The 25,014-nt window shown below is 69.6% G+C and carries 31 protein-coding genes; 19 read left to right on the top strand and 12 right to left on the bottom strand.

The annotated features are described in order from the left end of the window. Positions 1–30: 30 nt before the first annotated feature. Positions 31–2,628: an ATP-dependent chaperone ClpB gene (gene clpB, locus ACNYS0_RS22060; RefSeq protein ID WP_422476120.1), complete on the bottom strand. Its 2,598-nt coding sequence runs from the start codon at positions 2,626–2,628 to the stop codon at positions 31–33. Positions 2,629–2,774: 146 nt separating this feature from the next. Between clpB and ACNYS0_RS22055 the strand changes: the two genes are divergently transcribed. Continuing rightward, a complete protein-coding gene (locus ACNYS0_RS22055) occupies positions 2,775–3,197 on the top strand; it encodes a pyridoxamine 5'-phosphate oxidase family protein (protein ID WP_422476118.1) in 423 nt (140 codons plus the stop codon). A gap of 92 nt (positions 3,198–3,289) precedes the next feature. On the opposite strand, the gene ACNYS0_RS22050 is transcribed toward ACNYS0_RS22055, so the two are convergent. Further along, on the bottom strand, positions 3,290–3,634 hold the full coding sequence (locus ACNYS0_RS22050; protein WP_422476116.1) for a hypothetical protein: 345 nt from the start codon (positions 3,632–3,634) through the stop codon (positions 3,290–3,292). Further along, the gene (locus tag ACNYS0_RS22045; protein ID WP_422476114.1) at positions 3,631–3,759 is read right to left on the bottom strand and encodes a hypothetical protein; all 129 of its coding nucleotides are present in this window, start codon (positions 3,757–3,759) and stop codon (positions 3,631–3,633) included. The genes ACNYS0_RS22050 and ACNYS0_RS22045 overlap by 4 nt, the downstream gene beginning before the upstream one ends. A 245-nt stretch (positions 3,760–4,004) precedes the next feature. Between ACNYS0_RS22045 and ACNYS0_RS22040 the strand changes: the two genes are divergently transcribed. Next, entirely contained in the window at positions 4,005–4,976 is a 972-nt protein-coding gene (locus ACNYS0_RS22040) for a helix-turn-helix transcriptional regulator (protein ID WP_422476112.1), read from the top strand. Beyond that, the gene (locus tag ACNYS0_RS22035; RefSeq protein ID WP_422476110.1) at positions 4,973–5,950 is read left to right on the top strand and encodes a helix-turn-helix transcriptional regulator; all 978 of its coding nucleotides are present in this window, start codon (positions 4,973–4,975) and stop codon (positions 5,948–5,950) included. The genes ACNYS0_RS22040 and ACNYS0_RS22035 overlap by 4 nt, the downstream gene beginning before the upstream one ends. A 20-nt stretch (positions 5,951–5,970) precedes the next feature. Here the strand turns inward: ACNYS0_RS22035 and ACNYS0_RS22030 are convergent, their stop codons facing one another. From ACNYS0_RS22030 to ACNYS0_RS22020, 3 genes are all read right to left on the bottom strand, one after another. After that, a complete protein-coding gene (locus ACNYS0_RS22030; RefSeq protein ID WP_422476108.1) occupies positions 5,971–7,095 on the bottom strand; it encodes a sugar ABC transporter substrate-binding protein in 1,125 nt (374 codons plus the stop codon). 201 nt (positions 7,096–7,296) lie between these two features. Next, the gene (locus ACNYS0_RS22025) at positions 7,297–7,716 is read right to left on the bottom strand and encodes a Uma2 family endonuclease (RefSeq protein ID WP_422476106.1); all 420 of its coding nucleotides are present in this window, start codon (positions 7,714–7,716) and stop codon (positions 7,297–7,299) included. A 340-nt stretch (positions 7,717–8,056) separates the two neighbouring features. Further along, positions 8,057–8,539, bottom strand: a complete 483-nt coding sequence (locus tag ACNYS0_RS22020; protein WP_422476104.1) for an ATP-binding protein — start codon at positions 8,537–8,539, stop codon at positions 8,057–8,059. Positions 8,540–8,706: 167 nt separating this feature from the next. On the opposite strand from ACNYS0_RS22020, the gene ACNYS0_RS22015 reads away from it, so the two are divergent. Both ACNYS0_RS22015 and ACNYS0_RS22010 read left to right on the top strand, forming a co-directional pair. After that, on the top strand, positions 8,707–9,555 hold the full coding sequence (locus ACNYS0_RS22015; RefSeq protein WP_422476102.1) for a helix-turn-helix domain-containing protein: 849 nt from the start codon (positions 8,707–8,709) through the stop codon (positions 9,553–9,555). Continuing rightward, positions 9,552–9,791: a DUF397 domain-containing protein gene (locus tag ACNYS0_RS22010; RefSeq protein ID WP_422476100.1), complete on the top strand. Its 240-nt coding sequence runs from the start codon at positions 9,552–9,554 to the stop codon at positions 9,789–9,791. Before ACNYS0_RS22015 ends, ACNYS0_RS22010 begins: the two co-directional genes overlap by 4 nt. Here ACNYS0_RS22010 and ACNYS0_RS22005 read toward each other — a convergent pair. Then, the gene (locus ACNYS0_RS22005) at positions 9,758–10,276 is read right to left on the bottom strand and encodes a GNAT family N-acetyltransferase (protein ID WP_422476098.1); all 519 of its coding nucleotides are present in this window, start codon (positions 10,274–10,276) and stop codon (positions 9,758–9,760) included. The two genes, ACNYS0_RS22010 and ACNYS0_RS22005, sit on opposite strands and share 34 nt — an antisense overlap. A 267-nt stretch (positions 10,277–10,543) precedes the next feature. Further along, positions 10,544–10,696 carry a hypothetical protein gene (locus ACNYS0_RS22000; RefSeq protein ID WP_422476096.1) on the bottom strand — a complete coding sequence of 51 codons (153 nt, stop codon included), beginning with the start codon at positions 10,694–10,696 and terminating at the stop codon, positions 10,544–10,546. Positions 10,697–10,771: 75 nt separating this feature from the next. Between ACNYS0_RS22000 and ACNYS0_RS21995 the strand changes: the two genes are divergently transcribed. Both ACNYS0_RS21995 and ACNYS0_RS21990 read left to right on the top strand, forming a co-directional pair. Beyond that, positions 10,772–11,017, top strand: coding sequence for a type II toxin-antitoxin system Phd/YefM family antitoxin (locus ACNYS0_RS21995; protein WP_422476094.1), 246 nt, complete (start codon positions 10,772–10,774; stop codon positions 11,015–11,017). Then, complete coding sequence (locus ACNYS0_RS21990; protein ID WP_422476092.1) at positions 11,014–11,463, top strand: PIN domain-containing protein; 450 nt, start codon at positions 11,014–11,016, stop codon at positions 11,461–11,463. The genes ACNYS0_RS21995 and ACNYS0_RS21990 overlap by 4 nt, the downstream gene beginning before the upstream one ends. 70 nt (positions 11,464–11,533) lie before the next feature. Here ACNYS0_RS21990 and ACNYS0_RS21985 read toward each other — a convergent pair whose 3' ends face one another. Beyond that, complete coding sequence (locus ACNYS0_RS21985) at positions 11,534–12,097, bottom strand: hypothetical protein (RefSeq protein ID WP_422476090.1); 564 nt, start codon at positions 12,095–12,097, stop codon at positions 11,534–11,536. Between the two features lie 149 nt (positions 12,098–12,246). Between ACNYS0_RS21985 and ACNYS0_RS21980 the strand changes: the two genes are divergently transcribed. After that, positions 12,247–14,070 (top strand): DUF2207 domain-containing protein, encoded by a 1,824-nt coding sequence (locus ACNYS0_RS21980; protein ID WP_422476088.1) that lies wholly within the window; start codon positions 12,247–12,249, stop codon positions 14,068–14,070. A 61-nt stretch (positions 14,071–14,131) separates the two neighbouring features. On the opposite strand, the gene ACNYS0_RS21975 is transcribed toward ACNYS0_RS21980, so the two are convergent. The 3 genes from ACNYS0_RS21975 to ACNYS0_RS21965 all read right to left on the bottom strand — a co-directional run bounded on the left by ACNYS0_RS21975 (position 14,132) and on the right by ACNYS0_RS21965 (position 16,013). Then, complete coding sequence (locus tag ACNYS0_RS21975) at positions 14,132–15,001, bottom strand: hypothetical protein (protein ID WP_422476086.1); 870 nt, start codon at positions 14,999–15,001, stop codon at positions 14,132–14,134. An 82-nt stretch (positions 15,002–15,083) separates the two neighbouring features. Further along, positions 15,084–15,605: a hypothetical protein gene (locus ACNYS0_RS21970; RefSeq protein ID WP_422476085.1), complete on the bottom strand. Its 522-nt coding sequence runs from the start codon at positions 15,603–15,605 to the stop codon at positions 15,084–15,086. A gap of 48 nt (positions 15,606–15,653) precedes the next feature. Continuing rightward, complete coding sequence (locus ACNYS0_RS21965) at positions 15,654–16,013, bottom strand: helix-turn-helix transcriptional regulator (RefSeq protein WP_422482749.1); 360 nt, start codon at positions 16,011–16,013, stop codon at positions 15,654–15,656. Between the two features lie 534 nt (positions 16,014–16,547). On the opposite strand from ACNYS0_RS21965, the gene ACNYS0_RS21960 reads away from it, so the two are divergent. The 11 genes from ACNYS0_RS21960 to ACNYS0_RS21910 all read left to right on the top strand — a co-directional run bounded on the left by ACNYS0_RS21960 (position 16,548) and on the right by ACNYS0_RS21910 (position 24,944). Beyond that, positions 16,548–16,697, top strand: a complete 150-nt coding sequence (locus ACNYS0_RS21960; RefSeq protein ID WP_422476083.1) for a hypothetical protein — start codon at positions 16,548–16,550, stop codon at positions 16,695–16,697. Continuing rightward, a complete protein-coding gene (locus ACNYS0_RS21955) occupies positions 16,694–17,242 on the top strand; it encodes a hypothetical protein (protein WP_422476081.1) in 549 nt (182 codons plus the stop codon). Before ACNYS0_RS21960 ends, ACNYS0_RS21955 begins: the two co-directional genes overlap by 4 nt. Beyond that, the gene (locus ACNYS0_RS21950; protein ID WP_422476079.1) at positions 17,239–17,415 is read left to right on the top strand and encodes a helix-turn-helix domain-containing protein; all 177 of its coding nucleotides are present in this window, start codon (positions 17,239–17,241) and stop codon (positions 17,413–17,415) included. Before ACNYS0_RS21955 ends, ACNYS0_RS21950 begins: the two co-directional genes overlap by 4 nt. 260 nt (positions 17,416–17,675) lie before the next feature. Then, entirely contained in the window at positions 17,676–18,077 is a 402-nt protein-coding gene (locus ACNYS0_RS21945; protein WP_422476077.1) for a hypothetical protein, read from the top strand. Positions 18,078–18,114: 37 nt separating this feature from the next. Then, on the top strand, positions 18,115–18,720 hold the full coding sequence (locus tag ACNYS0_RS21940) for a phage tail tube protein (protein ID WP_422476075.1): 606 nt from the start codon (positions 18,115–18,117) through the stop codon (positions 18,718–18,720). A gap of 116 nt (positions 18,721–18,836) precedes the next feature. Continuing rightward, positions 18,837–19,127: a hypothetical protein gene (locus tag ACNYS0_RS21935; RefSeq protein WP_326023921.1), complete on the top strand. Its 291-nt coding sequence runs from the start codon at positions 18,837–18,839 to the stop codon at positions 19,125–19,127. A gap of 188 nt (positions 19,128–19,315) precedes the next feature. Continuing rightward, positions 19,316–19,537 (top strand): hypothetical protein, encoded by a 222-nt coding sequence (locus tag ACNYS0_RS21930; protein WP_422476073.1) that lies wholly within the window; start codon positions 19,316–19,318, stop codon positions 19,535–19,537. Between the two features lie 455 nt (positions 19,538–19,992). After that, on the top strand, positions 19,993–20,673 hold the full coding sequence (locus tag ACNYS0_RS21925; protein WP_422476071.1) for a hypothetical protein: 681 nt from the start codon (positions 19,993–19,995) through the stop codon (positions 20,671–20,673). 51 nt (positions 20,674–20,724) lie between these two features. After that, a complete protein-coding gene (locus ACNYS0_RS21920) occupies positions 20,725–21,693 on the top strand; it encodes a hypothetical protein (RefSeq protein WP_422476069.1) in 969 nt (322 codons plus the stop codon). 28 nt (positions 21,694–21,721) lie between these two features. Beyond that, entirely contained in the window at positions 21,722–22,561 is an 840-nt protein-coding gene (locus ACNYS0_RS21915; RefSeq protein WP_422476067.1) for a hypothetical protein, read from the top strand. Further along, positions 22,548–24,944 (top strand): hypothetical protein, encoded by a 2,397-nt coding sequence (locus tag ACNYS0_RS21910; RefSeq protein WP_422476065.1) that lies wholly within the window; start codon positions 22,548–22,550, stop codon positions 24,942–24,944. Before ACNYS0_RS21915 ends, ACNYS0_RS21910 begins: the two co-directional genes overlap by 14 nt. Positions 24,945–25,014 lie beyond the last annotated feature (70 nt).

The following is a 25,014-nucleotide window of genomic DNA, read 5'->3' as shown; positions in this document are numbered from 1 at the left end:
AGCCGCGCGAAAGCCGTCAGGGTCGGTCCGTTACAGCGTCTTCCCCGTCGCCGGCCCCACGATCACCCCGTCGCCGAACGAATCGACGCGGACCGTGTCGCCGTCCTTGACCTCGCCGGAGAGGATCTCCTTCGCGAGGCGGTCGCCGATGGCGGTCTGGATCAGGCGGCGCAGGGGGCGGGCGCCGTAGGCGGGGTCGTTGCCCTCGTCGGCGAGCCAGGCCAGGGCCTCGTCGGAGACGTCCAGGGTGAGGCGGCGGTCGGCGAGGCGCTTGGCGAGGCGGTTCAGCTGGAGCTTCGCGATGCGCTGGAGCTCGTCCTTGTCCAGGGCCGAGAAGACGACCAGGTCGTCGAGGCGGTTGAGGAATTCGGGCTTGAAGGAGGCCCGGACCACTTCGAGGACCTGCTGCTTCTTCTCCTCCGCCGAGGTGAGGGGCTCGACCAGGTACTGGCTGCCCAGGTTCGACGTCAGGACGAGGATCGTGTTGCGGAAGTCGACCGTGCGGCCCTGGCCGTCGGTGAGGCGGCCGTCGTCGAGGACCTGGAGGAGGATGTCGAAGACCTCGGGGTGGGCCTTCTCCACTTCGTCGAGCAGGACCACGGAGTACGGGCGGCGGCGGACCGATTCCGTGAGCTGGCCGCCCTCCTCGTAGCCGACGTAGCCGGGCGGGGCGCCGACCAGGCGGGCGACGCTGTGCTTCTCGCTGTACTCCGACATGTCGATGCGGATCATGGCCCGCTCGTCGTCGAAGAGGAAGTCCGCCAGGGCCTTGGCCAGTTCTGTCTTGCCCACGCCCGTGGGGCCCAGGAAGAGGAAGGAGCCGGTGGGACGGTCCGGGTCGGCGATGCCCGCGCGGGTGCGGCGGACCGCGTCGGAGACCGCGCGGACCGCTTCGGTCTGGCCGATGAGGCGCTTGCCGAGCTCCTCCTCCATGCGCAGGAGCTTCTGCGTCTCGCCCTCCAGGAGGCGGCCCGCCGGGATGCCGGTCCAGGAGGCGACCACGTCGGCGATGTCGTCGGGGCCGACCTCCTCCTTGACCATCGTGTCCTTCGAAGCCTCTTCCTCCGCCTCGGACGCTTCCTCCAGGTCGCGTTCGAGCGTGGGGATCTCGCCGTAGAGGAGCTTGGACGCGGTGTCGAAGTCGCCGTCGCGCTGCGCGCGTTCGGCCTGGCCGCGCAGTTCGTCGAGCTTCTCCTTCAGTTCACCGACGCGGTTGAGGGACTGCTTCTCCTTCTCCCAGCGTGCGGTGAGCCCGCGCAGCTCCTCCTCCTTGTCGGCGAGGTCGCGGCGCAGCTTGTCGAGGCGGTCGCGGGAGGCCGGGTCGGTCTCCTTGGCGAGGGCCATCTCCTCCATCTTCAACCGGTCGACCGAGCGCTGGAGTTCGTCGATCTCGACCGGGGACGAGTCGATCTCCATGCGCAGCCGGGACGCGGCCTCGTCGACGAGGTCGATGGCCTTGTCGGGCAGGAAGCGGGAGGTGATGTAGCGGTCGGAGAGGGTGGAGGCGGCGACCAGGGCGCTGTCGTTGATCTGCACCTTGTGGTGCGCCTCGTAGCGGCCCTTCAGGCCGCGGAGGATCGCGATGGAGTCCTCGACGGAGGGCTCGGCGACGAGGACCTGCTGGAAGCGGCGCTCCAGGGCCGGGTCCTTCTCGATGCGCTCGCGGTACTCGTCGAGGGTGGTCGCGCCGACCATGCGGAGTTCGCCGCGGGCGAGCATCGGCTTGAGCATATTGCCGGCGTCCATGGCGGAGTCGCCGCCGGCGCCCGCGCCGACGACGGTGTGCAGCTCGTCGATGAAGGTGATGATCTGGCCGTCGCTCTCCTTGATCTCGGAGAGGACGGTCTTGAGGCGCTCCTCGAACTCGCCGCGGTACTTGGCGCCCGCGACCATCGCGCCGAGGTCGAGCGAGACGAGCCGCTTGTCCTTGAGGGACTCGGGTACGTCGCCCTTGACGATGCGCTGGGCGAGTCCTTCGACGACGGCGGTCTTGCCGACGCCGGGTTCGCCGATGAGCACCGGGTTGTTCTTGGTGCGCCGGGACAGCACCTGGACGACGCGGCGGATCTCCTGGTCGCGTCCGATGACCGGGTCGAGCTTGCCCTCGCGGGCGGCTGCCGTGAAGTCCGTGCCGAACTTCTCCAGCGCCTTGTAGGACCCTTCGGGGTCGGGTGTGGTCACCCGGCGCCCTCCCCTGTTCTTGGTGAATGCCTCGGCCAGCTTCTTCGCACTGGCCCCGTTCCGTGTGAGCACGTCGGCGGCGGCGCCGCCCTTGGCCGCGATGCCGATGAGCAGGTGTTCCGTGGAGAGGTACTCGTCGCCGAGCTCCTTGGCGCGCTCGGAGGCGTCGGCGATGACGGCGAGCAGTTCGCGGTTGGGCTGGGGCGGCGCGACGGTGGATCCGGTGACGCTGGGCTGGGAGGCCAGGGCCCGCTCGGCGTCCGCGCGTACCTGTGCCTGGTCGGCGTCGACCGCGGCGAGGAGGTCGGTGATGTTCTCGTTGTCCTGGCCCTCGAGCAGGGCCAGGAGGAGGTGGACCGGGGTCAGATCCGGGTGGCCCCCGGACACGGCCCGGCTGCTTGCCGCGTTGATCGCGTCGCGGCTCCGGTTCGTCAGCTCGGCGTCCACGTGCCTGTTCTCCTCCACGTTCCAGGGAAACTAACTCTGACTCTTCCAACGTGCACAAAGTTGAGTCTATTCCACTCAAGGCGGGTCGCGACAGCGCCCCTGGCCTCCGGGACGGGTTCCCCATTCCCTGGGATAGGTTCCCGTTCATGGCCAAGCGCATCGACCTCGACGCCCCCGGTTCCGCGTTTCTCGACTTCTGGCGGGAGCGTCACCTGTGCACGCTCACGACGCTGCGCGCGAACGGCACGCCGCACGTGGTGCCGGTCGGGGTGACGTACGACGCCGGGACGCGCATCGCCCGGGTCATCACGGGCAAGGGCACCCGGAAGGCGGCGCACGTCGTCGAGGGCTCGGGACGGGTCGCGGTGTGCCAGGTCGACGGCCGGTGGTGGGCGACGCTGGAGGGCGCGGCGACGGTGCGCACGGAGCCGGCGGAGGTCGCGGACGCGGAGCGACGGTACGCGGAGCGCTACAGGTCGCCGCGGCCGAATCCGGACCGGGTGGTCATCGAGATCGCGGTGGACCGGGCGACGGCGAACCTTCCGAAGGACCCCCGGGAAGGTGCGTAGAACGACCGCAGCGGCGTCACCGTGTCAGGTTCACGGTGACGCCGCTGCAGGGGGGAAGCACCTGCGCGATCTACAACGACGGGGGTATCGCGTCAGGCACTGCGGGGGGTGGCTGTGGAGCGTGGGTGGGACTGCGAGGTCTCGGGTCCGGCCTCGCCGACCAGTTCATGGTCCCGCTGGTCGAGGTTGACGAAGATCATTCCGTATCGGACGACCGTACGTACCGGCTGTGGGGCTCCGCGCGGTCGGCGCAGACACCGGTAGGCCCTGATGTCGTCGCCCTCCCGGACCACGATGATGGGCTCTCCGAAGAGGGTGACCATGAGGGAGTCACCGTCGCTCGGAATCGCGGTCACGAGGTCGATGGTGTGCCAACCGGAGCGGTAGGCGATCGCCATCTCCCGGCGTAACGACCGGTCGTCGGGCGGGGTGATCATGCGCCTGCGTCCGTGGGCGCGGAGTTCCAGATCGCATCGGCGGGAAGTGCCTGGACGGTCGTGGGCGCCACGTTCCAGATCGCGTCCGCCTGGGCCGCGGGTGCGGTGTTCCAGATGGCGTCCATCGGCCCGATCGCGCCGAGGACCAGCCCGGCGGAAAAAGCGCCGGCAACAACGGCGCGAAGTATTCCCTTACGCATAGCGGGTCTCGTCCTCACTTTCATGGATTCTCTCCCCCGGCTCTCCACGACGATGGCTCATTCGGCCACGCAAACACCACAGGGTCGATGCATCATGTTCCTGCACGTTCAGGACCCTGGGGGGTGGAGCTATGCCCAATACCAGCTCAAATCAGGCACATCCACACGCCATGACCGAGCTGTGCGACGCCGGGAGGCACTTGTACGCGACGGCCCTGCGCTCGGGACGCATCGCGCGCAGCGAAATCTCCTCGGCTCCCTGCCTGCTGGACTTCGCTCTCCTGCATCCCGATCCTGATGACTCCGCCTGGCTCCGGCCGGTTCCGCCGACAGCGGCGCTCTCGCAACGACTGCACCCGCTCGAACGCGAGATACAGGAAAGAAGGGCTCTCGCGATCGAACTCACCGATGCCTTCGAGCCATTCCTGGCCATCAGCGCCCAGCGGCAACCGACCACCCACTCCATCACGGTGCTCGAGGGCAAGGAGCGGATCAACACCGCCATCGAAGCGGCCCTCGCCGAGTGCAAGACCGAGATGCTCACCGTCCAGCCCGGAGGGGGCCGGGACGAGCACACGCTCACCAAGGCCCTCCAGATGGGCAGGGAGATCACCGATCGCGGCATCACGATGCGCACGCTCTACCAGCACACGGCGCGGCACAGTCACGGCACCCTCGCCTACGCGGAAGCCCTGGCCCAGGGAAACGTCGACATACGCACCCTTGAGGAGCTCATCGAGCGGCTGATCATCGTCGACCGCTCGGTCGCGTTCATTCCCGCGCGCGAAGACCGGCAGGCCGCCCTTGAGCTGCGCCACCCGGGTCTGGTCGAATACCTGGCCAATGTCTTCGAGCAGCTCTGGCAGCGCGGGGTCCCCCTGCTCGACGAAACCCCCTACGGGCCACCGACCGACGGCATCACGGGCGTCCAGCGCTCCATAGCCAGACTCCTCGTCGAAGGCCACGTCGACGAGGCGATAGCCCGCAGGCTCGGTATGAACGTACGCACCTGTCGCGCCCACATAGCCAAACTCGCGGCCGCCCTCGGCAGCGGAAGCCGGGCCCAACTCGGCTATCTCATCGCGCAGTCCGGAATGCTCGAAACAGGCACCCCCGCAGCGAGCAGAGGGAGCGAGTCATGACCCTCAGGGCTCATTCGCACGACGTCGGCGAGGTGTGCGAGCCAGGCATGCGGCTCTACACCCGCGCCCTGCGCGAAGGCCGCGTACCGCGCACGGACTCCGAGCCGGTTCCCTGCCTCGAAGCGCACGCACTTCTCCGCCCGGACACCGGGGACCCCGGGTGGCTGCGACCGGTCCCGCCCGCGATCGCGCTGCCCCGGCTGCTGCGGGCCGTCGAGGAGAACATCGCCCTGCGCCGCAGTCAGGAGGCGAAGCTGGCCGAGACCTTCGCCCCGCTGATGGCCCTGGACGCGGAGCGGGCGGCCGTCCCGGACGCCCCCATGATCACCGTCCTGCTCGGCTTCCAGCGCATCAACGACGCGATCGGCGAGGCCATGTCCACCTCGTCGACCGAACTGCTCACCATCCAGCCGGGCGGCCACCGCCCGCCTCCCCTGCTCGCCTCGGCCCTGCCCAAGGAGCAGCAACTGCTGTCCCGTGGCTGCCGGATGCGCACGCTCTACCAGCACACGTCACGCCACTCGCAGGCCGTGCTCGCCCACTTCGAGCAGCTGGCCGGTGACGTGCAGGTCCGCACCCTCGACGAAGTGACCGAGCGCCTCATCATGCTGGACCGCACCGTCGCCTTCATCCCCGCGAACCAGGACCGCACGGTGGCCCTGGAGCTGCGGCATCCGGCGCTGATCGCCTACCTGGCGACCACGTTCGAGCGTCTGTGGCGGCTGGCCACGCCGATGTTCCCGCAGACGGCGGTCGAGGAGCCGGCCTCGAACGGCGTCACGACGCGCCAGCGCACCATCGCGACGCTGCTCATCGAGGGCCACACGGACGCGGTGATCGCGGAGCGGCTCGGCATGAACATCCGCACGGTCCGCGTGCACATCGCGAAGCTCGCGGCGACGCTGGGCAGCGAGAGCAGGGCGCAACTGGGCTACCTGATCGGCCGCTCGGGCATCCTGGAGGACGCCGAATAGCCGGTCACGCCGTACGGGGGCTACTTCAACCCGGCCTCCGCGCACGCCTGTTCGTACTTCGGCGTGCAGATCTGCGCGACCGTGAAGATCTTGTCCTTGACGACGGTGCTCTTGATGTTGTCCTTGGTGAGCGCGACGACGCTGACGCTCGCCGTCTTGATCTGCTTGTCGGTGGGGCTGTCGGTGCGGTCCATCGCCAGCGCCTCGAACTCGATGGCGCGGCCCTGCGAGACCCGCACCGCCATCTCGGCGGCGGTCTGCGCCTCGTCCGGGTACGGCTTGTAGACGCTCATGTGCTGCTCGCCGGTGAGGATCCGCTGCACGGCGGCGAGTTCGGCGTCCTGCCCGGTGATCGGCGGCATCTTGCGGACACCGACCTCCTTCAGGGCCTCGATCACCCCGCCGGCCATCCCGTCGTTGGCGACGTACACGCCCGCGATGCTGTCGACGCCGAGCGCGTTGATGGCCTGCTCCATGTTGGCCTTGGCGTTGGACGGCTTCCAGCCCGCGGTGTCGTACGACTTCGCGACGGTCACGGCGTTGCCGAGTTCCGCGCGGGCGGCCGTCTTGAACTGCGCGGCGTTGGGGTCGCTGGGCGAGCCGTTGATCATCACGACCTTGTCGCGCTTGGTGGCCTTGGCCCCGCCGAGGGCGGAGATCAGCGCCTTGCCCTGGGTCTGGCCGACGAGCTCGTTGTCGAAGCCGACGTAGGCGTCGACGGGGCCCTGGGCGAGCCGGTCGTAGGCGATGACGTGGATCCCCTCGTCCTTCGCCCTGCGCACGGCCGGGGCGATGTCCTTGGCGTCCACGGCGTCGACGACGATCGTGTCGACCCTCGCGGCGATCATCTCCTGCAACTGCTTGCGCTGGAGGGCCGCGTCCTGCTTGGCGTTGGCGTAGACCAGCTCGCCCTTGCCGTGCGTCAGCTTCGCCACCTGACGCTCGAAGATGGGGTGGTCGAACTTCTCGTAGCGGGCGGTCTCCTTCTCCGGGAGCAGCAGACCGATCTTGACGTCGTCCCCCTTGCTGGCGGACGCGCTCGGCTCGCTGTCGTCGCCCGGCAGCACGCCGCCACAGGCCGAGAGCGAGGCGACCAGGACGGATGCGGCGCCGGCCATGGCGGCGCAACGCATACGCGTGTTCATGTGCGGATACCTCCCTGACGTGGCCGCGACGGTGCGGCCGAGGTGGCTCGAAAGCCAACTCGCCCGCCCACTGACCGTCAAGAGGTGAAGCCACAACGCAACGAAACCGGGTCCTTTACTTCTTCACATGAAGCCGATGACGGCGAATACCGGACACCTTCGCAAAGCACACAGGAACTCCACAGGGGCGGTCTGCGGAGGTCAGGCGCGGCGCGCGCCCGTGATGCCCTCGTCGACGACGAAGCCCTTGGCAGGGCCTTCGGGGACCGTGACCGGTGTGCCGTACGGGGCACGATGGGCCACGGCCCAGTCCGCTCGGCCGGCGCGGGGATCCGACAGAACGGTGACGGTGCCGCCGTCGTCGTAGTCGTCGATGAGTACGTAGACGGGGATTTCCGCACGGGCGTACTCGCGGCACTTACGGACGCGGTCCCGGTCCTGGTTGTGCTTCCCCGGAGAGACGACCTCCACGACGAGCGAGGCCGCCTTGGCCTTGACGCCCAGCCCGTCCTCGTCCGCGTATGGTTCCAGGTCCTCCGGCCCGACGAAGACATCGGGGATCCATGACTTGAGCCGATGGACGACATTGGTGTCCTGGTACGCGGCGTGGTCACCACCCACCAGACATCTGTCCAGGGCGCGTCGCGCGCGTGTGGGCCGGGTACACATGGGGCACAAGCGATCCGGTCAGCGCGGCGTGGTGCGGCAACCGGGGCAGCAGGCGGTGGGCGATGAGGGCCGCCGGGCGGTGGACCGGTTCGCCCTCCGGCAGGTCGAGGATGAGGGCGTGGCGCACGGCGGAGGGGATGAGGTCCCGTTCCAGCCAGGCGACGACGCCCGGGGCGAGGCGTTCGATGTCGTGGGTGGAGAGGGTGAGGCGGGCGTCGCTGCGGTGGAGGGCGGCGAGGAGGTCGGTGGCGGTGCGGAGGAGGGCGGGGGATTGCCGTCCCGGCGGGGGCCGTCACATGTTTGGGGTTGTTGTTGTGGTGCCGCTGGGCGTGAGCGTAGAGGGCTCAAGGGGCACCGGTGGCCGTACGAGATCGAGCTCGGCCCAGACCGTCTTCCGGGGAGCGGGACCTTCGCTGACGCCCCAGCGGTGGGCGAGTGCGTCTACGAGGAGCAGGCCACGGCCGGATTCTCCGTCTGGAGCGACGACTTGCGGGACGCGATCCGCCCTGGTGTCCGTGACCTCGATGCGCAGGATGGCCCCGGCGACGTAGAGAACGAGGCGGAAGTCGCGGCCGGGCAGGCGGCCGTGGGTGACGGCGTTCGCGGCGAGTTCCGCGACGACGTGCGCTGCCGCGTCGAGGTCGAAGCCGACCTCCCAGGCGCGGAGTTGCTCCGTGGCGAGGAGGCGTGCGAGGCGCGCCGCGCGTGGTGTGGGTGACAGCTGCACGCTGAAGTGGTGTGTGGTGCGGGGAAGTTCGGCGATTTCACGGTTCACGTCACTCAGCGTGTCCGCGCCTGCCTACGCTGACCAGCGACTCGGCCGCTACGTACGGTGACTGTCCAGCGTTTGTCCAGAGCTGTACAGGCTGTCCAGGGCGCTGTGCGGGCACGGGTGTTGACGGTACGTGTGCGGGGAGTTCGGCGGACTGGAGGTGCGTGCGGATGACTGGGACGACGGACGGTGACGGGTGGGAGATCGAGCCGGGGGATGAGCAGGGTGCGGCGGTGATTGCCATGGTGGGGCGACAGCTGCGCGCGCGTAGGGAGGCGGCGGGGCTGAAGGTGTCCGAGCTCGGGGCGGCCATGGGCTATGGCGAAGGCATCGTTTACAAGGTCGAGGCCGGGAAGCGGATCCCCCGGCCGGAATTCCTCGACAAGGCGGACGAGGCGTTGGACGCCGGCGGGCTCATCAAGGCGATGAAGTCGGACGTGGCGGAGGTTCGGTATCCGAAGAGATTGCGGGACCTGGCGCGTATGGAAGCCAGGGCGGTCGACGTGCAGTGGTATGGCGCCCATGACATCCACGGCCTGTTGCAGACCGAGGGATACATGCGGGCGCTGTTCGAGATGCGGCAGCCCGCGTACACGCCGGGCGAGGTCGACCGGGTGACGGCCGCACGGCTGGCACGTCAATCGATCTTCGCGAGGGAACCAGCTCCCGCGCTGAGCTTCGTACTGGAAGAAGCCGTTCTGCGGCGGCCTCTCGGAGGCAGAATGGTGTTGCGTGAGCAGCTCGAACACTTGCTGGAGGTCGGGCAGTTGCGCAACGTCGCACTCCAGGTCATGCCTATCGACCGAGAGGAACATGCTGGGGTGGACGGCAGCATCACGATGCTGGGGTTCGGGGACGGCACCGCCGTGGGGCGTTCACCGGGCGTCGCTTCGGGGCGTCCCGTCGACGACCCCAAACAGCTCCGGATCCTCGAACTGCGGTATGGCATGATCCGGGCCCAAGCCCTCCCCCCGAGAGAGTCGCGGGCCTTCACCGAGCAACTGCTGGGAGAGACATGAACCGCACGTTCTCCACCGGAGATGGCGCCGAACTGGACTGGCGCAAGAGCAGCTACAGCAGCAACGGCAGCGAGGGCGACTGCGTCGAGGTCGCCCACGCCACCGGCACCGGAACGGGCACCGTCCATCTCCGCGATTCCAAGAACGTCACCGGCCCCCACCTCACCGTGAGCGGCGCGGCCTGGGGCCGGTTTCTCGGGGGTCAGCCCTGGAACTCGGTCAGGTCGATCGCGTAGAGGCGCAGCCCACCCGCGTCGTGCGTGAGCGTCATCCCCAGCTTGTGGACAACTTTCGCCGAGGAGGCGTCGGTCTCCGAGGTGACAGCGACGACGCGGTCGATGCCGCGGTCCTGGAGTGCGAATTCGAGGCTCGCCTGCGCCGCCTCCGAGGCGTAGCCCTGGCCCCAGAACTGACGCGCGAGCCGCCACTGGATACCGATGTGGTCCGCCACCTGCGGCGGGGCATCGGGAACGTACAGGCCGACGGCGCCCGCCAGCTCGCCGGAACCGAGGAGTTCCACGGCGAAGAGCCCGAAGCCCTCGTCGTCCCACTCATCCTCCCAGCGCTCGATGTCCTCGGCGGTCTCGTCGAGGGAGCGGGGCGCGCCGTCGCCGATGTGGCGCATTACGGTGGGGTCGGCCTGGATCTCGGCGAGCGGGGCGAGGTCGTCGTCGGGGTTCCAGCGGCGCAGGAGGAGGCGGGGGGTGCGGATCTCGGTCATGGGACCCATCCTGCCTGTACGCACGCGGTACGTGCGCGGGCCGGGGCGCGGTGCCCCGTCAGTCCTCACCCTGGCCGCCCGAACCTCTTCTTCTTGGCAGGCCGCTCAGGCTCCTTGGCCTCCAGCTCGTACTCCAGCTCTGCGATCGAGACCCGCATGACAGCTGTCCACGAGGTGGGGAAGGTGCAGCTTTCCGGCCATCCCCTGTGAGTGAACTCCACGAGCCAGTCCCTGTCCGAGGTCCGGAACACCCGCCGACCGCATTCCTCATCGATGGCTGAAAGGGTCGGGGAACGGTGTCACGGGGTCGGGCCTGAGACGCTCGACCCGTTCTCGGCGGTCGGCTTCCTCCGCGCGGACATGCCAGAAGGTCAGCCCGCCGGTCAGGAGCATCGTCAGCACGAGCGCGACCGTCAGCATCACGTTATGGACCACGGCCCCTCGGGGCAGCGCACCGAGCCGTGAAGCGAGGCACCAGGTAGTACGCTGTAATACATGGAAGCCACGGCCCGCGAGCTCAACCAACGGTCCTCGGCGCTGCTCGACCAAGTCGAGCGCGGCGAGGAGATCACGGTGACGCGCAACGGCCGCGCCGTCGCCCGCATAGTGCCGATCGACCACACCGACATCCCGCCGCATCCGACGACCCCCATAGGGGCCATCGACCTGCCGGAGATCGACCTGGGCGAGCCCATGACCAACGAGGACATGGACGAGATCCTGCGAGGCATGGGGCAATGACGATCCCCTTCGTCATCGCGGACACCAACGCACTCATCCGACTGCTCGCCCCTCGCGAGAAGGGCCACGCCGAGCACAGAAACGCCTTCGCGCAGATGGCCCACCTCGTCGTCTCCCCGCTCGTCCTCGCAGAGCTGGACCACATCGTCACCGTCCGCTCCGGGCCCGCCCCCGCTCTGGCGGCGGCACGGTTCATCGAGACGCAGCGCACCTTGAACCGCTTCACCGTCCCGGACCTCGCCCCTCACCTGTCGACCGCCATCGCCGTGGCCGAGGGATACACCGACGCACGCGGAGGCAGCGGCATCGGCCTGACAGACGCGATGAACGTCGCTCTCGCCAAGGCGTACGGCACCGATGCCCTGTTCACCACCGACAGGGATTTCCGCATGATGCGCCCGCTGACCGGGCACGGAGCGTTCCGGCTTCTGCCCGAAGACCTCTAGAGGCAACGCACTGCCGTCGCCCCGGACCTGCTCGCTCTCCGTCGCGCCACAGCAGCACGTTCCCAATTCCTCACTTCCTCGGACTCGACGGCACACTGATGGACCACGGCCCGTCGGACCGGGCGTGGATGAGGCAGGGCCCCGGTAGCGGCACCTCTCCCTGCCACGGACCCACGTAGTTGGCGAGTTCGTCGAGGAAGCCGTGGCCGTCGACCGTGAAGGTGTCCACGAGGAAGTAGCCGCCGTCGTCGGCCCGTGGATCGCCCTCGTGGCGGAGGGTCGCGATCGCCGGGCCGCCCTCGTAGCGGAGGACCTCGGATGCCGGGCAGCGCACCGAGCCGGTGAAGGGGAGTGCGGCGGTGACCGAAACGGCGTCGATCTGCCAGGGTCCGTCCGCCTGTACGCGGAGTGCGTGCACCGGACGGTCCGTGTCGGCGTTCACGAGCGCGCGACAGGTGAACGGGCCGTCGGTGTAGACGAGTTGACTGTCGGAGCGCAGCTCCGCGTCGAGCGCGTCCACGACGAAGTGGCCATGGCCGTTGTGGGTGATGGCGATGATGGCCGGGTACGTGCCGGTGGTCAGCGGCACGGTCGCGTGCCCGTAGCCATGGCCGCCGATGCCGGGTCGCTTCATCCGCTCCTCCTGTCTGACACCACCCCACCTCACCGCCAACTGGCCAAAAAATGAACCACTTTGATCGCATCGAGACATTCCAGTGCGGTTCCTTCTCTCCGAACCCGCACTAGGCTCCCTCCCGCACTTGCGACGGCTGGAGGGGTGTCTTGAGCGGCGCAGGCAAGAGCGAGGGGAAGGGCGCGGGGAAGAGCACGGGTGGCGGCGGAGCCCGGCGGCACCGGATCCGGGGGCTCGCCTGGGTGGTGTTCACCGCGCTGGCGCTCGGGTGCGTCACCTGGTTCGCCGGGGCCGCCGGCAACAGTGAGCGGGTCACCCGGATGTGGGTGGGCGCCCGGGTCGCCGAGAACGGCAGCGCCCGCGTCACCGAGGTGATCGACTACGACTTCGGGCACCCCGTGGAGGGCCGGCACGGCATCTTCCGCGACATCCCCGGCCTGACCTGGGACGTCGACGAGGACGACGTCAGCGTCACCATGGACGGCGGCCACGTCCCGTACGACGTCACGTACGGCGAGACGACGGACCAGAGCATCCGGGTCGGCGACCCCGACGCGACGGTCAGCGGGCAGCACCGCTACCGGATCACGTACCCGCTCCCCGACGTCGTCAAGAAGGGGAAGCTCGCCTGGGACGCGGTCGGCACGGGCTGGCAGCTCGATCTGCGGAACGTCGAGATCCACGTCACCGCCCCGTACGGCCTCGAACGGACCCGGTGCGTGCAGGGCAAGCGCGGATCCACGATGCCGTGCGCGAGCACCGCCCGGCCGGAAGCGGGGCGGCTCGACGCCTCGTTCGGGAAGGTCGGGGCCGGGCGCGGAGTCACCTTGTACGCGTCCGCCGGCGCGCGGGGCGACGCCTCGGGCCGGGCAGCACGCCCCGTACCGCCCGCGCACGCGAAGCCCGACGCCGAGGCGTCCGGCAACCCGCTGTGGACCGGACTGGTGGTGGCAGGTGCCGCGTTGGCCTGCGGCCTGCTGACCATGGGAGCGCTGCGCCTCCTGGGCCGTGACCGGCGACCCGCCGCCGACGCGGAGCAACCGCCCCCGGGGACACCGCCCGAGGGGCTCACCCCCGCCCAGGGCGGCATCCTGCTCACCGAACACGTGGAACCGCGCCACCAGGTGGCGTGGCTGCTCGGCGCCGCGCTCGACAGGCACATCGCCATCAGGGGATCCGGGCAGTACCCCACCGTGCGCCGCACCCCCGACCTCGCGCGCAAGGCCCCGGACGCGGACACCACGGCCGTGCTCGACGACATGTTCGCGGGCCGCGGCACGTTCGTCCTGGGGACGCGCGACTCGCTGTTCCGGTCGGCGTGGCTGTCCCTCGGTTCCCGTCTCGCCGCATGGCAGCGGACCAGCGACCTGTGGGAGCCGGCCGGTGAACGGCGCGCACGCGTGGCACGGCGGGCCGGTGTCGGTGCGTTCGTCGCGGGCCTCGCCGCCGCCCTCACCGGAAGCGTTCTCAACAGCCAGGTGAACGCGGCGGGTTGGCCGGTCGCGCTCGCGGGCGCGGCGGTCGTGGGCATCGGCATCACCCTGTGCCTGTGCTCCTGGGAGCTGAAGTCCCGTACGGCCCGGGGAGCGGCCCTGCGGCTCCAGGTGGAGTCCCTGCGGCGGTGGCTCGCCGCCGGATCCCCCACGCCGCCCCGGCCGGGCGACGAACCGGCCGACGACGAGGCCCGGACGGAACTGCTCACCGCGTGGGCCGTGGCGCTCGGCGAGGAGGAACGCTGGGAGCGTGCGGTGGCCGCGTCCACGGCCTACGACTCTCGCACCACCGCCCACCGCTCGACCACCCTCTCCCGCCTCGGCCCCCAAATCGCCCTGGGCCTCATCGCCGCCGCCGCGATCTCCGCCACGGCGCCGCCCTCCAGCGGATCGAGCGGGAGCGGCGGCTCGGGCGGCGGGAGTTCCGGCGGCGGAGGGGTCGGCGGCGGGACGGGCGGGGGCGGCGGAGGGTCGTGGTGACCGGGGGTGCGGGGCTCCTGCGGCGGCCGCACCGCAGCGCCCGCAGCCCCGCCCGTACTCGCTAGAACGCGGCGACGGCAACCACGAAGAAGACCACCGGATACAGCACGGTCAGCACACAGACGGGCAGGCCGAGCAGCAGGAACACGAGGAAGAGCAGCGCGCGGGCGACGAGACCCCGCCGGGCGTTCACGCGGTCCTCGTCGAGCGGGTCGTAGGTCACTTCGATCCGGTCGGGGTCCCGGGCGACGATCCTGCCCCCGCCGCGATACTCGCGCTTCGCTCCCCCGACTTCCCGGAACACGTACACCTTGGTCGACGTGAGATCGCCGCTGCTGTCGCGGGACTCGGCGGTCCGGTCGTACGTGGCCTCGACGGTGATCCCGCTCCGGCGCAGCACCCACCAGTCCTTGGCAATCGACCAGCACAACCGGGTGATCAGGCATCCGACGTAGAAGCCCGCGTAGGAAGCCGCCCACACGATGACGAGTCCGGACTCACCCGTGGCGGCCGTCAGGCAGATCCCCAGCACGAACAGTGCGCCGAACGCCCACCAGTACCACCGGCCCCCGCCCGGCGGCCGGGGCCCGCGCGGCGGTCTCGGCTCGTACGACACCGCCGTACGGCCACTGCGCCGCGGCTGGTCGGCGTCCCGCACCGGCAGCGCCGAGTTGACCGCGTCGGCGAACACCTTCGCGGCAGTCCGGCTGCTGGGACGCAGGCGGTACGTGGCGGGGTCCGGCTCGTCGGGGGCGGCGGTGAGGACGATCTCGATGCCGCGCCGCCCGGCCGCGCCGCGCGGGCGGACCGTCTCGATCGCGGTCAAGGGAATGCGCAGGCTCAGTCCGGTCCCGGCCCGGTCGAGCAGCACGGCGCCGCGCCGCAGGCGAGCGGTGGTGAGGCGGCTGCGCAACACCTGTTCGGTCGTCACGGCGGGGAGCGTAGGGCATGGGCATGACGTGAAGTAAGGGGCGCGGTCACACACGAAGGGGCGGTGACGATCCCCGTCGTCACTACGGCCGATGCCGCCCCCGGGACCTGATCCGGTGCGGCATCAGCTCACGGACCTCCGCCTCGGCCGCGCCGACGACCGGTAAAGGGAACTCGTCGCGGCCCCCGCTCCGATCACCGTGTCCCGCACCCTCTTCGCCGTCCGCGTGCTCACCCTCGGCCTGCTCCCGCCGGTCGGACCGCGTGGAATCGGGCGCACGGTCGTGTGCGCTGTCGTCCCCTGCACCCTCGTCCGTCGCGTCGCCGTTCTCCGCGACGCGCAGCCGCGGGGCCGGTGCCCCCGGCGGCATACCGGGCTCGTCCGGCCCGTCGTGAAGGGGTCCGGGGCGGGCCTCTCCGCTCTCGCCCGACACCAGACGCGCGTGCTCCTGCCAGCCGAGGCGGAACCAGTCCACCCGCTCGCGCTCGGCCTCCTCGACGGTGACGACGCGGAGCGCCTCGGGACCGAACTCCGCCAACTTCCGGCCGAGTTCGACGACTAAATCACCGGCGCGGCGCCGCCCGTCGGGCACTTCGCCACCCATACACCCCTGCCCCTTCGTCCCACCTGGGACTGATCACTGACTTCCCATTCAGCCGCCTTCCGGCAGGAACTGCTTCGCCACCCTGACGAAGGTGTCCCGCAACTCCGGCGGTACTCCCATGCGTTGGGCCGCTTCCTCAGGTGTCAGACGCGGCCCTTCGGCCTCTCCATTCCCCTGCGGGCTGCCGCCAACCGGCAGGTCCGCCTCGCTGAGCCGGCCCGACCTGATCAACATGTCCCGCACCGGCACCCCCAAAGCCACCGCGAGCCGCCGCATGGTCTCCAGGTCGGGCATGCTCTGCCGGTTCAACAACCGGCTGACGGCTGCCCGGTGGACACCGGCGTCGTCCGCGAGCCGCGACTTTCCGCCACCTCGCGGGCTGTCGATGGTGTAGCCGCGCTCCCGCATCAGACCTTCGATCCAGTCCGCGAACGCGTCCAGGCCCGACGGTTCGCCGCCGCGCTCCTGGCCCGCCCCCTGGTCCGGGCCTTGGTCAGGGCCCTGCTCGATGTGGGCCCGTGCCCACGAGCTTCCGCTCATGACGCTGATCTCCCCTCGTCGCGGGCACAGGGTACCGAGCGCGCGCGCACCAAAGCTGCGCGCGCACGCACACAGTTACGGAGATCTGTACAACACGCCGACGGGGACGGCTGGTTGGTCTCTTGGGTGCACCCTCCTCCCGCTCGCCTTGTACACATCGGACTCACTTGCGCACGCGCACGCAACATGCCACTGTCATCACGCGTTCGCATGTGTCGAACAAATGTTCCCATACGCGGGGAGGCGCTGCACGTGTCAAGCCCGAAAATTCTTCCCATTCCTTCGCTGACCAGGGTTTTCACCCGGCACGACGATGAACTCGACTGGCGCAGGTCCGCCGCCTGTGCCGAACTACCCCAGCACCACGTCTTTACGCGGAGCCCCTCGGAGGCCGCCCCTACGTTGCGAGCCTGCAACAAATGCGCGATCCGGCAGGAGTGCGAGGCCGTGGTCGACCCCGCCCGTACCTGGTTCGACGGCGTCTGCGCGGGCCGGCTGTGGCGCAACGGTCGCGCGGTCGACGCCCAGGAAGAGAGCGAGACCCGGCGATGAACGTACGCACCGAACGCCCGGCCCGTGAGACCGCCGAAGCCCTCGACTGGCTGCGCGCCCTCGCCGAGCGATTCCCTCTGCTGCTCGCGGAGTTGGCCCCGGCCCCCGCCTCCGGCACCCCCCGCCCCGGCGCCTCCGGAGGGAGCCGCGACGGTGGCCGCGCCCCGCTGCGGCTCTACGTCTCCGACACCCTGCGCGACGTCACCGACGGCGTCGTCGAGCTGGAGGAGGCGGTCCACGAACGGCTCGCACTGCGACCCACACGTCCGTCCCCCGCTCCCGTCCCCGTACGACTTCGGCGTCTCGCCGAACTCCTCGACCAGGTCGCCGCCGTACCGGACCTCTACGCCCACGTGACCAGCGAAGCCCGCCGGATGGCCGGCCGCTGCGCCCGCGCGACCGGCGACCCCGAGCAGCTCGTACGGATCCCCGGCCGCTGCCCCGCCTGCGACTCGGTCTCCCTGCGAGCACTGCCGGAGCGGGCCGTGGTGATGTGCGTGAACCCGGCCTGCCGCCACGTACTCGAAGAGGAGAGCGACGGATGACGTACGTGACCGGCGACCTGGCCGCCGCCGAAGCGGGCGTCGCACCCGCGACCATCCGCAAGTGGGTGCAGCTCGGACACCTCCCGCCGGCCGGGAAACAGGGGCGGCGAACGCTGTACCGGCTTGAGGACGTGTTCGCCGCCGAGCGCGCCGCACGCGGCAGGGGGAAGTGAGTCACCTCGACCCATCAGGGCCCGTCGACCTGCGTCGACGGGCCCTTTCGCATGTCTCCAACTGGCCACACTCCAGAGTCAGTTGCGGGATCCGGCACCCCGGATCACACTTGAAGCAGCGGCAGAGCTGCGCCCGGAACCCCGGGCGGCGGTCCTGCCGCTTTGTGTTGCCCGGACTCCCTCGTCGCGGTCGCGATCCGGGCGCGAACGCCGCGCGACTCCCCGTATCCGAAAGTCCGAAGGACCTAAGGAGCGTCCATGTGGCCGTCCTGAACTTTCCCGACGTCGAGATGCTCGTCGTCGACTTCCTCAAGAACCGCACCGAGATGGCGGGCGTGACCGTCGACAACCGGCCGCCCGCCGGGTTCGACGGCACCCAGAAGACCGTCCTGGTCTCCAGGGCAGGCGGCGCCTGGGTCGACGACCTCGCGCTCGACCACCCGCTGGTCGACCTGGAGGTGTACGCGGCCGACAAGACGGTCGCGCACGGCATCTCGCTCGCCGCCCGCGCCTGTGCCGTCGAGCTGGAGGGCACGACGTACGGCACCGCGCTCGTCACCGACGTCGCCGAGGCGGACGGGCCGCGCTGGCTGCCCGACTACAACCGTCCGGCGAGCAGCCGGTACCTCACGACGCTGCGGCTGTCGATCAGCCCCGCGTAGCCCCACCTCAACACACCGACACATAAGAGGAGTTCGCATGCCTTCTCCCAACACCAGCTCACAGATCCGCGTCGCCGGCACCGGCAAGGTGCTCGTCGCCCCGTACGGCGCCAGCCCGGCCGTCGTCGGCCCCATCGACACCAAGGCGACCTGGCCGACCGGGTGGACCGAGCTGGGCTACACCTCGACCGACGGCGTGAAGCTGGCCAAGAAGGACAAGATCGACCAGGTCGACGGCTGGCAGTCGGTGAGCGCGCTGCGCTACATCTACTCCGACCGTGAGCTGACGCTGAAGTTCCAGCTGATGCAGTTCAACAAGACCACGCTGCCGTTCTTCATGGGCGGCGGTTCGACGGCTGCCGTCGCCACCACCGGCGCGGAGGCGGGCACCTTCAAGTACGACCTCACCTCCAACCCGTCGGCGGACGAGCGTCAGCTCGGCTTCGAGTTCACCGACAACAAGGGCGGTACGCCGGTCGTCTACCGGCTGATCGTGCCGCGCGGCCAGGTCACCGAGACCGAGGAGCTCTCGATGACGCGAACCGGTGCGCTGAAGCTGGGCGTCACCTTCACGGCGTTCGCCCAGGACGACACGTCGCAGCCGCTGGCCACCTGGCTGATGAAGGACGACGCGTACGTGTAACCGGCCCCGGGGCCGCCACCCGGCCCCGCCCGTCCCCTCCAGCGGTACGGCGCCCACCCGAGCACGGGCGGGCGCCGTACCGCGCCACCCACCCAGTCTTCCGAAGGAGCACACCCATGCCCGGTTTCGACGTCAACGCCGCCCGCGCCCAGCGCCTGGAGGCGCTCGGCCGCACCTGGCCGTTCCAACTCGACGACGACACCTTCGAATTGCCGACGGAACTCGGCCGCGCGACGGCCCGCAAGCTGCGCGACCTCGACGACAACGACGTGGACGGCCTCCTGCACCTCCTCCTCGGCGACGAACAGTTCGCGCGCTTCGACCAGCACGACGTCACCGTGCAGGACATCGGCGCCATCCTGGAGGCCTACGGCAAGGAGACCGGGCTCGGCCTGGGGGAAGGCTGAGCCTCGACGCGCTCGTAGAAGAGCACGCCGAGGCCATCGAGGCCGACCTGCTGCGTCACTACGGTGTCGACCTGCTGGACTGGTACCGCGACCGGCTGACAGCGCGACGGCTCGCGACGCTGGTCAAGTATCTGCCGCACGACAGCAACCTTGCCCATGAGCTGCACGGGGAGAGTGCGGACTGGTCGGTGGGCGAACATCTGTTGGCCCACATCGCGGACCAACTCGCCGAAGCCAATTGGATGTTCGCGACGGTCAACCGGGACGAGGACGCGGAGCCCGTGGACTTCCCCGAGCCTCTTCCCCGGCCGGGCGTGCCGGCACCCGGCCAGTCGGGCGAGGAGGCGGAGCCCGACGCGGTGCACCTCCCGGCCCCCGAACAGCTGACCAGGTTCTTCGCCCACCCCTAGGGCGCTTCCGGCGGATCAGGCCAGAATCCTGGCTCCCCCGATGTAGACACAAGCCGCCTGTACGACTGCCCAGGTGCCGATGTGGACTCCGGCCCACGGAACGATGCGTGCCAGTTCGAACCGAGCACGCGACCGGGACGGTCTTCTGCGGTCGTAGACCACCTCGACCGGAGACCCGGTTTTCAACTCATCCGGTGGAGCGTAACGCAGTCTGACGCTCCGGAAGTGACTGACGTCACCCGAGTCGACGTATCGGTATCGGACCGGGTGCACCTGGTTGTCGTAATGGACCCAGTCGCATTTCCCCACGGTCTCGACGCCTCTCGCCCGGAGAACCCAGCGCACGCACAGAGACCTGACCACGAATGGGGAGACCACCAAGGAAGGAAGAAAAACTATTACATAGGAAAGCCAGGCTCCAGCAATCAACACAACCCCCTGGATGTGGACGAAACATGTCAGGACCAAAAGCGGGACCCGACGACGCCTGGGTACATCCGTTCTGGCTCAATAAGCAGGAAATAGAGCACCAGAAGTCCCTCTATCGCGACCTGAGCCACACGGTCAATTTGCTGAAGTTCGACCTAGCGGCAGTAGCCACTGGACTGACGCTGATCAAGGCCGACTTCACCCTCTTCAAAGTCGACGAAAAGGGAATAACGCTTCGCGGTAAGCAGCTCGCCACCTTCCCTTGGGCCGACAAGAAAAAGAGTCTTGAAGAGCGCATCGAAATGTACCACAAGGGCAACTTGAAGCGGCAGGAGAAGATCGACCGGCAGATCGCAAAGCTCACCACTACCAGGGACGCGGCTCTGGGGAAGGAGAGTTCCGCGAAGGGCTCCACGGACAAGTCGGCGGTATTTCGAATTCGAACCGAAATGTCAGGACTTGACGCCAAGGCCAATCGCATCGACTCGAAGGTCAAATTGCTGACCACTGTCCTGTCGAATCGCACCACCCGCGTGAACAAACTGCAAGTGAAGCTCGACGCGTTGAAGAAAAAAGAAGAAGAGGCCAAGACGGCACGCCGGGCGGTCAAGGATCAGACCACTGCGGCAAACAAGGAACTGACGAAAATGAGGCGCGAGATTCGCACCGCGCAGAGGTCGGTAGCGGATTTCAGCCGACAGCTCTGACCGAGGCCGCTTCATCGATTCTCCCGCACGAGCACACGAGAGGAACGTTCCATGGGACTCGCAGTCAGTCTCGGTACCGCCTCAGCAGCCACCAGAAAGTTCACACAGACCGTCTCGCAGAGCGCCTCCCAAGTCTCCAGGATGAAGACGGCCACCGCTCAGAACGTCACCGCGCTCAAACAATCGGACACGGCTCTGGGCAAGGCACGCTCGCGAAGCGACAAATTCAAGACGTCGCTCAACGGTCTGAAGTCCTCTTCAAGCAAGGCCAGTACCGCTCTTCGCGACGTAAAACGCCAGTCCGACGCCGTGGACAAGTCCGTCGGCAAGGCCGGCAAATCCGCCACCAGTGGCGGTAAGTCGATGACCGGGCTCGGGAAGGGGCTGAAGGGGGCCACCCTCGCGCAGAAGGGGCTCAACGTCGCCATGAAGGCGAACGCCTTCGGGCTCGTCATGACCCTGCTCGCGCCGATCATCAGCCAGTTCATCAACATGGACAAGGTCTCCAAGCTCCTCGCCAAGGGCGTGAAGTGGGCCTGGAACGCCATATCCGGCGCCATCAAGTCCCACTCCGGTCCCATCAAGGCCGTCATGAAGGGGATCATCAACGCCTTCACGGCCCTGCCCCGCGCCTACATCGGCGGCATGAACGCCATGATCGGCGGCCTGAACAAGATTCACGTGAAGATTCCGGGCTGGGTGCCGGTCGTCGGCGGCAAGGAATTCGGGATCAACCTCCCGAGAATTCCGAACATTCCGACGCTCGCCGAAGGCGGCGTCATCGGCGCGCGGACCGGCGGCCGTCTCGCCGTCGTCGGTGAGGCCGGTGAGGACGAGGCGGTCATTCCGCTGTCGAAACTGAACGCGATGCTCGGCCGTCACCCGGGCGGTGGCGCCGCCGTGGAACGGCTCGCCGCCGCTGTCGAGAAGCTCGCCGACCGGCCCGTACACATCCAGGTCGACTCGCAGACCATCGCGCGCGCCGTCTTCCTCGGCCAGCGCCAACTCGCCCGCCGATAAGCCGACTACACCGAACGGAGTGTGAATCGTGGGCAGCAATCTGTGGATCGGCGCGCCTGGGTCCCTCTACGAGATCGATCAGGCCACCACGTCCTTCGACCGCAGCGCCGACCTCGGCGTCAGTGAGTTCAAGTCGCTCGGCGGCCTCGTCACCGTCACCCGCACCGCGTCCACCACCCGTCGTACGAAGCTGAGTTGGGACCGGTTGCCGCCCGCCGACGCCCGCGCCCTCGACCGGCTCGCGCGGCGCATCGACGGTCCGGGCCCGCTCGTCCTCATCGACCCGGTCGCCGGGAACGTGCTCGGCGCCGCGCAGGCCGCGGGGCGCGGTGTCGCGGGGGCCGGGGACGTCAGCGGGCTCGACCAGTGGTTCAAGGTGTCGGCGACCGGCGCCGTCGTCGAGGTCGCGGGCGCGCCGGGGATGTTCGCGTTCACGGCCGCCGACGCGACCAGCAAGCTCGGCTGGCGGTGCGTGCCGTGGCAGGGCAACTTCCCGGTGGCGGCCGGCACCCGGATCTCGTTCCGCGCGCCGAGCGCCATCGCCGCGCTGGGGACGGTCGGGGTCAACATCGACTTCAAGAAGGCGGACGGGAGTTATCTGTCCGGGCCTTCCGCGACCGGCCCCTACGTCGCGGCCACCGTCCCCGCCGGAGCCGTCTTCGCCACGCCGTGCGCGACCCCCGGCACCGCCGGCACCTACTCCCTCGCCGGAGCCTGCCTCTCGTACGACGACGGGGCCGCGCACACCATCCCCGGCGACGGCCTCCCGCAGCTCGCCGTGACCACGTACACCGATACCCCCGGCCTCCCGCTGCCCTATCGCAGCATCAACCTCGAACTCGTGGAGGTGTCCCGTGCAACAAGCTGATCCGGCCACGGAGGCCGCGCTCGGCACCGGCGAGCGCACCGCCACGCACACCACCCGGCTCGGCGGGCAGGACGTCAGCGACCAGGTGCAGTCCTGGGAGCTGGAACGCTCGTACGCGACCGATCTCCCAGCCGCGATGCGCGCCTTCTCGGGGAGCTCGTCGGCGCAGCTTCAGCTCCAACTGGGCGGGAGTGGGACGGGCTTGGCTCCGGAGCTGTACTCGGCGTGGGCCGACCGGGCCACCGGCGACCTCGCCCGCCCCGGCCAGAGCGTCGTCCACGAGACCGGAGTCGGAGCCGGTGGCGCCCTGCCCTCCTTCCGCGGCACCCTGCGCGCCCGGTCCGCCGCATCCGGCACCGACACCGTGCAGCTCACCGCGCTCGACGGCGCCGAACGGCTCCGCTCGCCCGCCGAACTCCCGCGCCCCTACACGGGGTTGTACTGGGGCCGGCCCATCGCCACCGCCACGTGGTGCGTCGACGAACTGCTCCGCCAGGCCGGCTTCCTGACCAGCCCGCCGGCGCGGGCCCCGCTGTTCGTCGCGGGCGAGCCGCTGACGCTCGTCCACGCCACGCTCCACGGCGGGTTCGCGACCTCGTACGGCATGCCCGAGGACCTGCCCGACCCGCGCCACTACACGTGGGCGCGGGCCGGGGCGCCGCACGAGATGGCCCTCGTGCCGCGCGGTCTACCGGCCGGGGCGAGCGGCATCACGGCGTCCTGGTTCCCGCGCAGCCGCGTCACCGTACCGGGCAGCCGGCTGTTCGCCGAGGCGTGGGTGAACACCGCCGTCGGCATCGGCTCGACCGTCCGACTCGACCTGGAGCTGAACCGCACGGGTACGGCCACCGGCACCCTGTCCCTCGCACTCGACTTCACCGCGGGCACTGTCACGGCGTGGTCGCTCAGCAGCGACTCGGCGGTGCCGGGCGGCGGGCTCACCTGGAGCCAGAACGCCACCGCGATGAAGGCGCAGCGCGGCGTGTGGCACATCGGCGCGTACGTCGATGTGTACGCCTCGACGGGCGGTCGGGCCCTGCCGCAGATCACGCCGCTGCTGACGGCGCCCGACGGCACGACCTGGGTCGGCGGCGTCGGCGCGTTCACCGCGACGACGGGGCCGCAGCCTGTCGCCGAGCTGCGCAAGATCCGGCTGATCACGTCGATGGCGACGGAAGCGGTGCAGGTGACGAGCGGTCTGGCGGGACCGCCGACCGTCGCCGACTTCACGCAGGCGGGGCAGTGGGTCAAGTCGGCCGACCTCGACGAGGCGATCCTGCCGCTGCGGACCATTCCGAAGGTGTCGGGTTCGCAGTGGGAGGCCATCGGCCAGATCGCGAAGGCCAGCATGTCCACGGCCGAACTGGACGAACGCGGCCGCTTCCGCTGGCGCAACTTCACACGTTTCGCGACGACGCCGACCGGCCCGGATCTGACGTTGACGTCCGTGCGCTCGATCGCCGCCCTCACGGTCACCGAGGAGATCGACGCCTGCCGCAACTACTGCGTGCAGCCGGTCTCCGACTGGAGCGCGGTCCGCATCAAGCAGGCCGACTCGATCGTCGACACGGTGGTGCGGGAGATCCCGGCGGGCGGCTCGCTCACCGTGAACTACACCTTCGGAGAAGAGGAGTTGGACGTCGGACCGCCCGACACCGACGACGACTCGGTCGGTACACCCGGTTCGTCGTTCCGGGTCGCGACGCAGAACGCGGCGGGCACGAAGGCGGTCAAGGGGGCGGTCGACGCGATGGTGCGGCGCGAGAACGGCGTCATCGTCCTCCGTCTCACCAACCGCACGTCCTCCCGGCTCTACACGGTCGACACCAACGGCGCCCCGTCCATCCGGATCGCGCCGATCCAGCCGAACGCCGAACCGGTGGACCGGCAGGCGGTGTCGTACGTCGCGGGCAGCGACAGCGAGAAGTGGTACGGCCGCCAGGAGTTCTACGGCGACCAGTCGGAGTGGGTCCAGGATCTGGGTGCGGCGCAGCAGTTGGCGTCGGCGATGCGGACGGCCGGGGAACTCCCGGTCCCGGTCCTGGAAGACGTCCAGGTCCTGTACGACCCCCGTATCCAACTCGGCGACGTCGTCCGGGTGGTGGACACGTCCGGCGCGGCCCTTGACACCCTCGCCTGGGTCGTCGGCATCACGGCCTCCGCGGCGGCGGGCGGCGGAGTCCAGCAGACCCTGAGCCTGCGCGGCGTCGCCCCGAACGGCGTCCCGGCGGACGCGGGCCTCACCCCGGACGCCCCGGCGCTCCCTCCGGCCCCGACCCCGTCCCGCACGTACGCCTCGGTGGCGACGTCGTACGCCACCCTCACGGCGATGCGTTCCGCGAACCCGACATGGGAGGACGTCCGCCGCCCAGCGGTGGCGTAACCCGCGCCCCTCGAGCCCCTGCGGCGATTGAGCGGCGGGGTCCGGGGCGGAGCCCCGGGACCGCAACCCC

Origin of the sequence: Streptomyces anthophorae (genome assembly GCF_049310305.1) — a bacterium.
In the GTDB taxonomy this organism is placed as follows: domain Bacteria; phylum Actinomycetota; class Actinomycetes; order Streptomycetales; family Streptomycetaceae; genus Streptomyces.
The sequence above is the reverse complement of the archived record's forward strand: the minus strand, read 5'-3'. Positions and strand labels throughout refer to the sequence as shown.